We start from the raw sequence: 13,045 nt of genomic DNA, 5'->3' as shown, positions 1-13,045 counted from the left end.
GCGGTCTGTGGCGGGCCGCCGCTGCCAGGGGCCTCGTCGCGCCCTCGGTCGCCGCAACCAGTTGTGACCAGCGTGAGCAAGGCGGGGGTTCACTGCATGAAGGCGCCGCCGTTGACGTTCAGGGTGTGGCCGGTGACGTAGCTCGCGTGGCCGGAGAGCAGGAATACGACGCAGGCCGCGACCTCGGCCGCCGTACCGAGCCGGCCGAGCGGTACGCCGCTGACGGCCGAGGCGCGCTGCTCCGGCGTGTAGGCATCGAGCATCGGGGTGTCGATCAGGCCGGGCGCGACGCAATTGACCCGTACGCCGCGCGCTGCGTGCTGGGCGGCCAGCGTCATGGTCAAGCCGATCACCCCGGCCTTGGAGGCCGAGTAGTCCGGCGCGGCGTGGATCGACTTGGTCCGCCCGGAGATCGAGGACAGGTTGACGATCGCGCCGCCGTCGCGTTCCAGGACTGGGAGTAGCGCCCGGCAGGTGAGGAATGTTCCTTTGAGGTTGATGTCGAGGACCCGATCCCAGTCCGCGGTCGTCACATCGTAGGCCGACCCTTTCTGGAATACGCCTGCCGCGTTGACCAGACCGGCCACGCTGTCCTGCTGTTCCAGCATGGCGGCCAGCTCCGTCAAAGCGTCCTCGTCGGTCACGTCAAGTTGGAAGGTGCCGACCACGGCCGCGCCGAGGGCGGTGGCGCGGTCGGCGAGCGCGTCCGCCTCGCGGTCGACGAGCACCACCCGCGCACCTTCGGCCGCCAGGGCCTCGGCGGTGGCCAGCCCGATCCCGCGCGCCGCGCCGGTGATGACGTACACGCCTCCGGCGCTGCTCGGCGGAAGCGCGCCTGTGTCGTGGTGAACATCTCTGGAGCGCATTCCCTGCCCTCTCGTTTTGGATCCCATACACCTTGGCACGGGATGGGGCGGGCAACAAGACCGGTCCTGGGCCCGGTTAGAACAGATCCCACCTGGTTGGACTTCTTGGGCGATTGAACTACTGATGGCGGCCTGGATCCAACCCCTGATCATTCCTGGTGATTGGGAGGCCTACCGAGACGGCTCTTGGTCGTTCCTGCGGCCGTGCATCGGCGTCTCCGCGCCCCTGCCCGAAGCAGGGGCTCCGTGCACGCCCGCCGTGTGTCCTGGTGCGGATCGTGCCTCGGATGATCAGTCCTCTGTATCGGATCCAGAGTGGTGGAGCGTCGACTGCCTCCTTCCAGCTCATCAGCAGTCTCTTGACACGTTCCTGCGATATGGGATCCAATATTGCCTCGCACTCGCTCTGCAGAGCGCTACCGGAGGTGCCGATGGCAGCCCGGGTCAACTCCGAACCGATACCGGATCCGCCGGCCTACCACGCGTCCACGGCCTTCGGCCTCCGAGACAGATCTCGAGCCGCTCGCCGCCGACGGCTCACGACTCCGAACCATCGTCAGGCTTCCCGTAGTCAGGGCAACGCACAGTGAAAGAAGGTCGCCGTGGGTGAAACACAGCTCGGTCGCCGCCGGATGCTGCAAGGTCTGGCCGCGGTCGCGGCCTCCGGGATGGTGGGCGGCCTCACCGGGTGCTCCGGTGCCTCCGGCGCGGACGCCGTCACCGCGTGGAGTTACCGGCCGGAGTACCGCGCGGCGATCGACAAGATCGTCGCCGCCTTCATCAAGGCCAACCCCGAGGTCAAGGTGGATATGGGGTTCAAACCGTCCGCCCAGTACCCGACGCTGCTCAAGACCGCACTGGTCGGCGAGTCCGCTCCGGACGCCATCGCCACCAACGGCGCCAACGGCATCTGGGGCGATATGGGCGCCGACGGTGGCTACATCCTCCCCCTCGACGGCAAGGTCCAGCTCCAGTCGCTGCGCCCGGCGGTCGCCAAGGCGGTGCAGTACCGGGGGCACACCTACGGCTCACCGGTCCAGATCTTCAAGATCGGTGTGTACTACCAGCGCCAGATCTTCGCCAAGTACGGTTTGACGCCGCCCAAGACCTGGGACGACCTGCTGAGGACCAGCCGGACACTGGCCTCGCGAGGCGTCACCGCGTGGTCGATGCCGGCCCAGGACATGATCATGCCGTCCTTCATGTACCACCTCGCGGCGAGCTCGATCCTCGACACGGCCGGCTACGAGGACCTGCGGACCGGCAAGCGCAAACTGACCGACCCCGACCTGCTGCCGGCCGCCCAGCTCCTGATCGACCTGTCCCGCTACTACAACCGCGGGTACCAGGCCGTCGCTTACGCGGAGGGAAAGGCGCTCTTCGCACAGGGACGCACCGCCATGATCGTCGGCGGATCGAGCGACTACGCCGGGTTCGTCGAGGTCAATCCCAAGCTCGACGTCGGCTTCTTCGGTTTCCCGACCCCCGAGAACACCGGCCCCAACATCGCGATCACCGGCCTGTCCATGGCGTACGTGGTCAACAAGGCCTCCAAGCACGCGGACCTCGCCGCGACATTCGTGAGCTGGTTGTCGAGTGCGGAGGCGCAGCAGCTGGTCCTGGACAACCTCGGCCTGCCCGCCCGGCAGGGCATGACCCCGCAGGGATCGGGCCCGCGGAGCCAGTTGATGAACACCATCCTCCAGGTACGGGACAACCCGTCCTGGCTCGACCATCCCGACACGGGGAACGTGACCGCGGCGCTGGCGAAGGGCGGCGCGGGGATCTTCTCAGGGAAACTCACCGCGGCGCAGTTCGCCAAGGTCGCGCAGGAGGCCGTCAAGCCCATGCCCGAGTCCTGATGCCCGCCCGCCGAACCCATCTGTGGTTCCTCCTCCCCGCCTTGGTGCTCTACGTCGGGTTCCTCATCCTTCCCACGCTCGGGTCGGCCCCGCTCGCCCTGTTCGACTGGTCCGGGGCAGGACCGATCCGGCGCTTCGTCGGGGTGGACAACTTCGCCAAGGCGGTGCGAGACCCGGTGTTCCGCTCCGCGGCCCTGCACAACATCTGGCTGTTCGCCGCGCTCTTCGTCTTCAGCAACACGGTCTCGCTGGGGCTGGCGCACCTGCTCGACCGCAAGTATCGCGGTCGCGACGTCTACCGCGCGATCATCTTCCTGCCCTACATCCTGTCAACCGTCGCCGTCGGGTTCCTCTGGCAGCTGATCCTCAGCCCCAACATCGGCATCCTGAACCCCACGCTCAGGGCGATCGGCCTGGGATCGCTCCAGAACGAGTGGCTCGCCGACGGCAAGACGGCGCTGTGGCTGGTCATCGCGGCGTTCGCCTGGCAGTGGAACGCGCTCGGCACCGTGGTGTTCCTGGCCGGCCTGCAGTCCGTGCCCAAGGAGCTACGGGAGGCCGCGGTCAGTGACGGCGCGAACAGCCGGCAGGTCTTCCGGCACGTCACCGTGCCATCGCTCGCGCCGGCGTTCACGACGGTCAACGTGCTGCTCGTGATCGTCGCCTTCCGGGCGTTCGAGATCGCGTACGTGATCACCGGCCCAGGGGGCGCACCGGCCGGCGGGACACTGCTCATGGGTGTGGACATCTACCGCAACGCGTTCGGGGCCGCGTCCGGCGCGTCCACATCTTCCACTACGTCGATGAGCTACGCGATGGCTCAGGGCGTGCTGCTGTCGATCACTCTCGGCGTCCTCGCGTTCGGGATGCTCGCGTTCTTCAACCGGAGGGAACGTAATGCCCGCTGAGTTCAAGCGCGGGCGGCGGATCGCACGCTCGGTGCCCGGTCAACTCATGCTGATCGCGGCATGCCTTGTCGTGCTCATCCCCTGCTACTTCCTGGTCCTCGGCGCGTTCAAGACCGTGCCGGAATTCTTCTCGGCGCCGTTCTCACCGCCCGAGTCCTGGGCTTTTCGGAACTTCCACGATGCCTGGGAGCAGGCCGACCTCCTGATCGCCTTCCGCAACAGCGTGCTGATCACCGCCGCGTCGGTCTTCCTCGGCACCGCGTGCGCGTGCCTGGCCGCCCACGCGATCGCCCGCATGACCCGCGGCGCGAGCCTGGTACAGATGCTCTTCGTGGCCGGCATGGTGCTGCCCACGCAGCTGGTGGTCATCGCGGCGTTCGTGGAGATGCGCTGGCTCGGCCTGGTCGGCACGGTCTGGCCGGTGATCATCTTGTACGCGGTGTACGGGCTGCCGCTGGGCGTTCTCCTGCTGGTCGGCTTCTTTCGCCGACTGCCGCCGCAACTGCGGGAGGCCGCCGCCATCGACGGGGCGGGTGAATGGCGGCAGTTCCTCTTCATCGTCCTGCCGCTGGCTCGTATCCCGATCTTCACCGTCGCGATGCTCAACAGTGTGTGGATCTGGAACGACTTCTTCGTCCCGCTGATCTTCGCCAATAACGAGTCACTGCAGACGGTCCCGCTCGCGATCCTCAACTTCTATGGCGAGAACACCACGAACTACGGGCTTGTCTTCGCCGGTGTCGTGATGTCCGCGCTTCCGGTTCTCGGGGTCTACATCCTCATGACCCGGCAGTTCATCAACGGTGTCGTGGCCGGGGCCATCAAGGGCTAGACGCGGACCCGCGGATGCGTTTCGGCTCGCGATTCCGTAGATGGCCGGCCCTGACGGCGCCCTGAGTCAGCGGTCGAAGAGTTCGCGGTGCGTGGACAACCGCAAACGCGGTCGTTCGATGTGGACGCGGATCAGTTCCTCACCCGCCCGGGTGTTTCCGGTGAGTATCGCGTTGACTATGAGTCGGTGCTCGGCGTGATAACAGGCGAAGTCTTCCTCGGTGAACGTGGTCAGCAGGATTCTGCGGTAATGCTGCGTGGTGTTCCAGAATCCCTGGATCATGTGCAGCAGGCGTGGTGTCGGCAGTCCGGCGTAGCAGGCGAGGTGGAAGCTCCGGTCGGCCTCGAGCCAGGCAATCGGGTCGTCCGTGAGCGGCTCGATCTCGGTGGCGAGCCTTGCGGCGACCTGCTGCTGCTCGTCGGTCATCCGGAGGATGCTCTCGGACAGGGCCAGCGCCTCCAGGCGCTCACGGATCTTGTAGATCTCGACGTACTCCTCGAAGTCCAGGACGGCCACGCGGGCTCCGCTGTTGGGGCGGATGACGACGAGCCCCTCACTCTCGAGGTGGCGCAGGGCTTCACGTACCGGCAGACGGCTGACGCCGAGGTCGTGTGCGACGGCCTCCTGCCGGATGCGCTTTCCGGGCTTGAGGTCGCCGTTGAGGATCGCCTCGCGCAGCCGCTGGGTGACCACCTGGGTCATCGACCCGCTCTTGGCCCTTTCCTCGGTCCCGTCTGATGCTCGTTCCACGGATGCCTCGGTCTTCTTGACTCGGCTGGTTCGACTGGCATGGGGGTCTCCGGACTGGCGAAGGCAGATCGGATCCCAGGACGGGCCTCACCGGAGTCCCCCGGCTCACACTTTAGCCTCGGCGCATGCCGGTCGGATCCGATCGGCAGCAGACTCCCCTGGCACCCCGACCCGCGTTAGGCAGGTGGCCGAATGCTCGGTCGCTGGGTCCCCACGGTGTGACGACGCCCCTCACTGGGCCGCGGTATGGCCCTCGACGCCGAGCATGTTCAGGAGTGTATTGGATCCTATAGTTCGGTATTGCTCACCGTGAACAGCGGAGGTATGGTCTAGCCACCTTAGATCGGATCCAATACCTATCGGATTGGAGGTGTCGAGTGTTGCCCGTTGTGGCGGACGAGGGCCGGGTGGTGGCGGACGTGCCATCCGGATTGTTGATCGGCGGTGCGTGGGTCGAGGCCGGGGACGGCGCGACGTTGCAGGTGGAGGACCCCGCGACAGGCGAGATCCTCGGGCGGGTCGCGGATGCGGCAGTGGGCGACGGGGCGGCGGCACTCGATGCCGCGGACCGGGCGTTCGGAGCGTTCCGGACGCTGGCTCCGCGGCGGCGCAGTGAGATTCTGCGCCGGGCCTACGAGTTGACCGTGGAGCGGACCGAGCAGCTCGCGTTGCTGATGACCCTGGAGATGGGGAAGCCCTTGGCCGAGGCGAGAGCCGAGGTGGCCTACGCGGCGAACTTCTTGCGCTGGTACGCGGAGGAGGCGGTCCGTGTGAACGGCCGCTTCACCTCCAACGAGACCGGGCAGGGGCGGGTGTTCACGTTCAAGCAGGCGGTCGGCCCCTGTCTGTTGATCACACCCTGGAACTTCCCGCTGGCAATGGGCGCGCGCAAGATCGCCCCAGCTGTCGCAGCCGGTTGCACGATGGTGGTGAAGCCCGCGGCGCAGACGCCGTTCTCGATGCTCGCCCTCGCCCAGATCCTCACCGAGGCGGGGCTTCCGGACGGCGTGTTGAACGTCATCACCACCAGTTCGAGCGGTCGGGTGATGGAGCCGCTGATCCGTGATCCACGGGTCCGGAAGCTGTCCTTCACGGGGTCGACCGAGGTCGGCCGGCGATTGATCGCCCAGGCTGCCGAGCAGGTGCTCAAGGTGTCCATGGAACTCGGTGGCAACGCGGCGTTCGTCGTCTTCGACGACGCCGACATCGACCTCGCCCTCGACGGCGCGATGCTGGCGAAGATGCGCAACGGTGGCGAGGCGTGCACGTCGGCCAACCGGTTCTACGTCCAGGACGGAGTCGCCGAGCAGTTCGCCGAGCGGCTCGCCCAGAGGATGGAGGCCCTTGTCGTTGGCCGCGGCACAGGAGCGAACGTCGATGTCGGACCGCTGATCGACGAGGCCCAGCGGACCAAGGTCGACGAACTTGTGACGGAGGTGGTCTCCCGCGGAGCCGAGGTCCTCACCGGGGGCCGCCGGATCGACGGTCCGGGGTACTTCTACCAGCCCACGGTGCTCGCCGGCGTTCCGGACCAGGCGCGAGTGCTGCATGAGGAGATCTTCGGGCCGGTCGCCCCGATCGTCCCCTTCTCCGATACCGGCGAGGTGATATCGAAGGCCAACGGGACGGAGTACGGCCTGGTGTCCTACCTGTTCACCCGGGACATCGACCGGGCCTTCCATGTCACCGAGAGCCTCGAGTCGGGGATGGTCGGTCTCAACCAGGGCATCGTCTCGAACGCCGGCGCGCCGTTCGGCGGCGTCAAGCAGTCCGGCTTCGGGAGGGAAGGCGGACCTGAAGGCCTCGAGGAGTACCTCGAAACCAAGTACGTCGCCATGAACGTCGGGGGGCCGCTCCAATGAGGACGGGATCTGGCCGGCGCGCCTGCGATGGGCGCCGAATCACGGGCGGGGTCGGATGAGGTTCCAGGCGCAGGTGGCACTGGTCACCGGGGCGGGCAAGGGCATCGGTGCCGCGGTCGCGGCCGCGCTCGCGGCCGAGGGGGCCTCGGTCGGTGTGGTGGATCTCGACGAAGCCGCGGCTCGGCACACCGTTGGCACGATCCAGGACGCGGGCGGTCGCGCGATCGCCCTCGTCGGCGACGCGTCGAGAGCGGCGGATGTCCGCGCCGCGGTCGCCGCGTGTGTCGAGAGGTTCGGCGGACTAGACCTGCTGGCCAGCCTCGCCGGCGTGATGCGGTACACCCCCGTCACGGCCGATGACGAGGACGCGTGGGATCTGGTGCTCGCCACCAACCTCAAGGCGCCCTTCCTCTGTGCGCGCTACGCCATCCCCGAGATGCGGCGGCGCGGGGGCGGTGCGATCGTCAACGTCTCCTCCGTGCTGGCCTTCACCAGCCAGGCGACACTGTCGGCGTATTCGGCCTCGAAGGGCGGCGTCCTCGCGATGACGAGGTCGATCGCGCTCGAGGAGGCGGCCGCGGGCATCCGGGTCAACTGCGTCGCCCCCGGCACCGTCCGGACCCCGATGCTCGAGGCCGTCGCCGCCGACGTCACACCGGGCGACCCGCAGGCGACACTCGACCAGATCGCGCGAGCGAACCCGATCGGGCGGCTGATCGAACCGGCCGAGGTGGCCGGCCTTGTGCTCTTCCTGCTCAGTAAGGACGCGGGCGCGATCACCGGTGCCTGCTACCAGATCGACGGCGGGCTGCTGGCGCGGATGCCCGACGGGACGGCATGAGATCCCGCACCGAGGTCAACGTGCGGCCGGAAGGCGCGTGTGAACGACTTGGACGTCAGGAGGACTCCGCACCATGAAGCTAGCCGCTCAGTACTACCGGCCTCCGTTCCCCGACCAGCGGTTCTGGCCCGATGACCTGCCGCTGATGCGCGAGTCCGGGCTGGACGCCGTCTACCTGTGGGCCTGCTGGGGCTGGATCGAGCCGGAACCCGGCCGCTTCGAGTTCGGCGACTACGACGAGCTCGTCGAGCGCGCGTCGGACGCCGGCCTTCAGGTGATCTTCAACGTCATCGGCGAGATCCAGCCGTTCTGGATCCACCGCGAGTTCCCGGACTCGCGGATGGTCGACCACATGGGCCACGAGGTGGTGTCCTCGCTTCGCCGCGAGTGCAATGTCGGCCTCACACCGGGTGGCTGCACGGACCACCCTGGTGTGAAGGAACTGATGGGACGTTTCATCGGCGAGCTGACTCGGCGGTACGCCGAGCAGGAGCACCTGCTCGCCTGGGATGTGTGGAACGAGACTCGGTGGGCGGTCAACGCCGACGGGCACGTATGTCACTGTGCGCACACCCTCGCCGAGTTCCGTCGGTGGCTTCAGAACCGGCACGGGGATCTTCATGGCCTGAACCGTGCTTGGCGCAGGCGTTACAGCTCCTGGGACGACGTCTACCCGGGCAAGGTCCCGGGGCGCACGTACACCGAGATGATGGAGTTCCAGGCCTTCCTGACCTGGCGATCCCGCGAGTACATGGCCTTCCGGGCCGAGATCGTCCGGGCCGCCGACCCGAATCACCTCGTCGTCGCGCACGCCGCCAACCCGGCCACGCATGCCGTCGCTCTGGACAACGAGCAGGCGATCTCGCGCGGAAACGACTGGGAGCATGCCGACCTGCTCGACGGGTTCGGCGCATCGGTCTTTCCGGCATGGCCGCAGGTCGGCCTGACGAACACCGATGTCGGCGTGGTCATCGAATGCGCGCGGTCGGCGGCCCAGACCAAGATCTACTGGGTCGGTGAGATGCAGGGCGGCAGCGCCCGCAGCGGCATCGAGGTCAACGAGTCCGTAGCGGGCGATCGTCAGCAGCGCTGGGTGTGGAGCGCGATCGGGCGGGGCGCGAAGGCTCTCAGCTTCTGGTGCTGGCGCGACGAGGTGTTCGGTCGGGAGTCGTCCGGATTCGGGCTGATCGGCAACGACGGTGCGCGAGATGACCGGTTGCGGGCACTGCGGGCGACCGGTGACCTGCTGAAACGCCATCGAGACGAGGTGGACGCCTATCGACCGGATCCGGCGAGAGTGGCCGTCGTGTTCGAGCCGGTGACGTACCAGCTGGACTGGGCGGCCAACGGGCTCGACAGCGACCAGGCACAGCCGTCCCTGCTCGGCTACCTCGAAGCACTCGAGCGGCTACAGATCCCATACGACGTGCTGGAGGCCCGCCATCGTGCGCGACTCGATCAGTACGGCGTCGTGCTGATGCCCTGGCCGCTGGTAGTGGATCCTGGCCTGGCCCACGACTTGCTGGACTGGGTCCGGGGCGGCGGCACCCTGGTGGTCGAGTCCGAAGTCGACGCATACGACCTCTACGGCTTCTACCGGTACCCGGACGAGCGTCCGTTCGCCAACGCACTCGGCATCCACAGCCACGGGCGGCGGGTCGCCGATCGGGACCACCACGAGTACGAGCTTGACGGGACGCGTGGGGAACTGCCGGTCGCCGGCTGGATCGAACCGCTGGCCGCTCCCGACGGGGCGGAAGCGCTGCTGATCAAGGGTGCGCTGGGTGCCGGACAGGTGATCGCGGTCGGCGGTTTTCCCGGGCTCGCTCACCGCCGCGAGCGGTCTGCCGGATTCGAGGAGTTCCTGCGGACCATCGTGCGGTCGGCCGAGGCGTTGCCGGCCCTGCGGTGCAGTGTCGCGGACGGCAGCGTCGTCCAGTGGCGGACCGGTGACGCGGGAGGCCGACGCCTTCTCTTCGTGGCCAACGCCGGGTCCGCGGCCACGCTCGGGTTCGAGGGCCCGCTGCTGGCCGGCGCCGCAGAAGCCTGGGACCTTGTCCGTGACCGGAAGCTTCCGCTGGTCGAGGACGAGTCGGGAGTCACTCTGACGGTCGAGGTCCCGGCCGACGGTCACACGATCGTGCGTTGGTCGGAGGCCGTTGGCTGACGAGGACCGGATCCAAGGACCGCGCCGTGGCGATCGACGGTGCGGGCAGGGTGAACGGACCGGTCGCGGCTCTTCCGGGGACCGGGGGAGTGGCCGACATCGTTGCCTGTCCTTGTGCCTGCCCTGGTGTGGACGGCATCGCGGCGCCGTAGGGGGCCTGGCGGTCGGCGCGCTTTGGCCGTCGCGGCTTCGATCGGGCCGGTGCCACCGGTTGTCCGGGTTCCCCGGCATTCACTCGGGGCCTCGACGTGCCCCTCATCGGGGCGGAACGTAGGAGACCACGCGACCCTGGCGCGCAAGCGGCCGGCGGCGCGAACCGCCCCCTCGTGTTCTGATTGCGCGCCGCCCATCTGGGTGTTGACGAAGTACTCCCCTCGTCGGTGCCCCCTGCAGGTGCTGGACCCCCATGTCCGTCTCGGTCTGCGGTGGCGGGCCTGCAGGGCGGCGGGCGCCCGCGTTCGCTATCCCGAAAACCGGCGCCGTAGGCCCATCCGTTCGCTGACCCATAACGCTCGGCCTGGGGGTGGTGCAGGGCGTGAACATCGGCGGCCCGAGACCGAAGATGGATCCACAGTCACGCATTCTTGCCGGTTATCGGGCAATTTTGCTGCCTGAAGGGTTGACGTTGGATCCAATCGCGGGCTAGCTTTCGAGCGCCGCATCGACGGCCTGGGGGATCGACAGAAGCGAGGAAACCCATGATCGGAAATGTCCGCCGACTCTCGGTGTGCACTGCCGCCGGCCTGCTGCTGACAGCCGGTTGCGGAGGCGCCGGATCAGACGACGGTGCCGCGGGCACCGGAAAGATCCGCGTGGTCGCGCTCAGCCTCGGGGCACCAGGTGACCAGAACCCCATGCGGGTCGCGGCGCGCGAGTTCGAGAGCAGGAACCCCGGCACCAAGGTCGAGGTCACCATGTACGAGTTCACGCAGTTCGACCAGGTCGTCCGCGCCCAGATCAACGGCGGCTCCCCGCCGGACGTCGTCCAGACCGTGCTCGGGTACGGCAACGCGACCGCGCTGAAGACGCTCGCCAAGGCGAACGTCCTCACCGACCTCAGTGACCAGGCCTGGGCCGGATCCATTCCCGAACAGGCCAAGGGGCCGAGCGGACTGGACGGGAAGATCTACGCCTATCCGCCCATGTACGGTCTGATCGGCGCCGTGTACAACGCGAAGACCCTCAAGGACCTCGGCGTGACACCGCCCACCAAGTACAGCGAGGTCCTGGCCTACTGCTCGACGATGAAGTCGAAGGGCAAGACGCCGATCGCCCTCGGGGCCCAGACCCCGATCGCCACCGTGTTCATGTCCTACGCGCTCGCGGCATCGACCGCCTACGCCGAGCGCCCCTCCTTCAACGAGGACCGTCTGACGGGCGGGGCCACCTTCTCCGGATCAAAGGGCTGGCTGCGCTCCCTGGAGCAGTTCAGTGAGATGAACCGCGCCGGATGCTTCGGCAGCGCGCCGACGGGCGTGGCCTATCAGGCCTCGTTGCAGCAGGTCGCGACGGGCAAGGCCGGAATGGTCGTGAACGTCATCGAGGGGCTGGCCACCCTCAGGTCGATGGCCCCGAAGGCCGACTTCAGGATGGTCGCGCTACCCAGCGGCGACGACGCGGCCACCACGAGGGTCCCGGCCGCGCCCTCGGCGGGCTTCGCGATCCCGAAGCGGGCGAAGAAGGCCGAGCTCGCCAAGAAGTTCGTCAGTTTCATGGCAGAGGACGGGATCTCGACGCGCTACGCGGAGGGAGTCGGCTCGGTGCCGGTCGCGGGAATCGGTTCGGCCGGGACCGCCAGGTTCCCTGCCGGAACGGAGGCCATGAAGGGGTACGTGGCGACGGGCAAGTCGATGATCTACCCGAGCCAGTACTGGCCGGCGCCCGAGGTCAACGCGGCGCTCGAGCGAGGCCTCACCGGCATGCTCTCCGACCAGACCAAGCCCGCCGAGATCCTGAAGTCGATGGACGCGGCCTGGAAGGTGAGCTGATTGCCCGCCGACAGGAGCCGGGCACCCGTCGGCGCGGGGCAGTCCGCCCGATGGACGGGGGGCGTGCGCGCGATCGGTGTGCGCACGCCCGCCGGGCGACCCACCCGGCGGTCGGGAGCCGCGGCCTCGTGGTGGTTCGTCGTACCCGCCTTGGCGGTCTACGGAGCCGGATTCCTGATCCCCAATCTGATCGGTGCCGGATACGCGTTCACCGACTGGGACGGGCTCACGGCCCCTGGATGGGTGGGGTTGGAGAACTTCCGGCGCGTCGCCGGAGACAGCCAGGGACGCGATGCGCTCGTCCACTCCCTGCTGCTGGCAGGCGTCTACGTCGTGGCCGTGAACCTGGTGGGCCTGGGCTTGGCGCTCGGGTTGCACCAGACGCTCAAGTCCCGCAACGTACTGCGCGCCTTGTTCTTCGCGCCGGCCGTCGTCAGCCCGCTCGCGGTCGCCTACATCTGGCAGTTCGTTCTCCAGCCGGACGGTCCGCTGAACGAGGGGCTGCGAAAGGTCGGGCTGGGAGCCCTCGCCCATCCGTGGCTCGGCGACCCGTCGACCGCGCTCTGGGCGGTGGTAGCCGTCCTCGTCTGGCAGTTCTGCGGATACCAGATGGCCATCTACCTGGCGGGCCTGCAGAGCATCCCACGGGAACTCTATGAAGCGGCCGCCGTCGATGGCGCCGGCTACTGGCGCCAGTTCTGGTACATCACGTTTCATCAGCTTCGCCCGGCCATGGCCGTCAACATCAGCCTCGCCCTGATCGGCAGCTTGAAGGTCTTCGACCAGATCCTCGCCCTGACGGGCGGCGGTCCGGGCGCCTCGACCGAGACCCTCGGTACGCAGGTGTACAAACAGGCCTTCGTCAACAGCCGGTTCGGCTACAGTGCGGCGCTCGCCCTGGTCCTGGTCGCGGCGGTGTCCGTGCTCTCACTCCTACAGCTGCGTTCGATGCGGGATCGGGAGAGTTGA

Annotated in this window: 10 protein-coding genes; 8 read left to right on the top strand and 2 right to left on the bottom strand. The window is 67.9% G+C overall.

Translation table 11 applies throughout. The features are described 5' to 3' along the window. Positions 1–89 precede the first annotated feature (89 nt). Positions 90–806, bottom strand: coding sequence for an SDR family oxidoreductase (locus CHC11_RS12725; protein ID WP_179278823.1), 717 nt, complete (start codon positions 804–806; stop codon positions 90–92). Positions 807–1,468: 662 nt separating this feature from the next. Here CHC11_RS12725 and CHC11_RS12720 point away from each other — a divergent pair. From CHC11_RS12720 to CHC11_RS12710, 3 genes are read left to right on the top strand one after another with little or no spacing between them, the layout of a single operon-like run. Next, positions 1,469–2,728, top strand: coding sequence for an ABC transporter substrate-binding protein (locus CHC11_RS12720; protein WP_143227044.1), 1,260 nt, complete (start codon positions 1,469–1,471; stop codon positions 2,726–2,728). After that, entirely contained in the window at positions 2,728–3,636 is a 909-nt protein-coding gene (locus CHC11_RS12715; RefSeq protein ID WP_089311901.1) for a carbohydrate ABC transporter permease, read from the top strand. The genes CHC11_RS12720 and CHC11_RS12715 overlap by 1 nt, the downstream gene beginning before the upstream one ends. Next, positions 3,626–4,468 (top strand): carbohydrate ABC transporter permease, encoded by an 843-nt coding sequence (locus CHC11_RS12710; protein ID WP_089311900.1) that lies wholly within the window; start codon positions 3,626–3,628, stop codon positions 4,466–4,468. Before CHC11_RS12715 ends, CHC11_RS12710 begins: the two co-directional genes overlap by 11 nt. A 66-nt stretch (positions 4,469–4,534) precedes the next feature. Here CHC11_RS12710 and CHC11_RS12705 read toward each other — a convergent pair whose 3' ends face one another. Further along, positions 4,535–5,170: a GntR family transcriptional regulator gene (locus tag CHC11_RS12705; RefSeq protein WP_089311899.1), complete on the bottom strand. Its 636-nt coding sequence runs from the start codon at positions 5,168–5,170 to the stop codon at positions 4,535–4,537. A gap of 428 nt (positions 5,171–5,598) precedes the next feature. Between CHC11_RS12705 and CHC11_RS12700 the strand changes: the two genes are divergently transcribed. The 5 genes from CHC11_RS12700 to CHC11_RS12680 all read left to right on the top strand — a co-directional run bounded on the left by CHC11_RS12700 (position 5,599) and on the right by CHC11_RS12680 (position 13,045). Further along, complete coding sequence (locus tag CHC11_RS12700; protein WP_089312130.1) at positions 5,599–7,080, top strand: NAD-dependent succinate-semialdehyde dehydrogenase; 1,482 nt, start codon at positions 5,599–5,601, stop codon at positions 7,078–7,080. 73 nt (positions 7,081–7,153) lie between these two features. Then, complete coding sequence (locus CHC11_RS12695) at positions 7,154–7,921, top strand: SDR family NAD(P)-dependent oxidoreductase (protein WP_179278822.1); 768 nt, start codon at positions 7,154–7,156, stop codon at positions 7,919–7,921. 73 nt (positions 7,922–7,994) lie between these two features. Continuing rightward, a complete protein-coding gene (locus CHC11_RS12690; protein ID WP_089311897.1) occupies positions 7,995–10,088 on the top strand; it encodes a beta-galactosidase in 2,094 nt (697 codons plus the stop codon). Between the two features lie 698 nt (positions 10,089–10,786). After that, complete coding sequence (locus CHC11_RS12685) at positions 10,787–12,076, top strand: ABC transporter substrate-binding protein (protein ID WP_089311896.1); 1,290 nt, start codon at positions 10,787–10,789, stop codon at positions 12,074–12,076. Between the two features lie 63 nt (positions 12,077–12,139). Then, positions 12,140–13,045, top strand: a complete 906-nt coding sequence (locus CHC11_RS12680) for a carbohydrate ABC transporter permease (RefSeq protein ID WP_089311895.1) — start codon at positions 12,140–12,142, stop codon at positions 13,043–13,045.

Source organism: Actinomadura mexicana, from assembly GCF_900188105.1.
Taxonomy (GTDB): Bacteria; Actinomycetota; Actinomycetes; order Streptosporangiales; family Streptosporangiaceae; genus Spirillospora; species Spirillospora mexicana.
The sequence above is the reverse complement of the archived record's forward strand: the minus strand, read 5'-3'. Positions and strand labels throughout refer to the sequence as shown.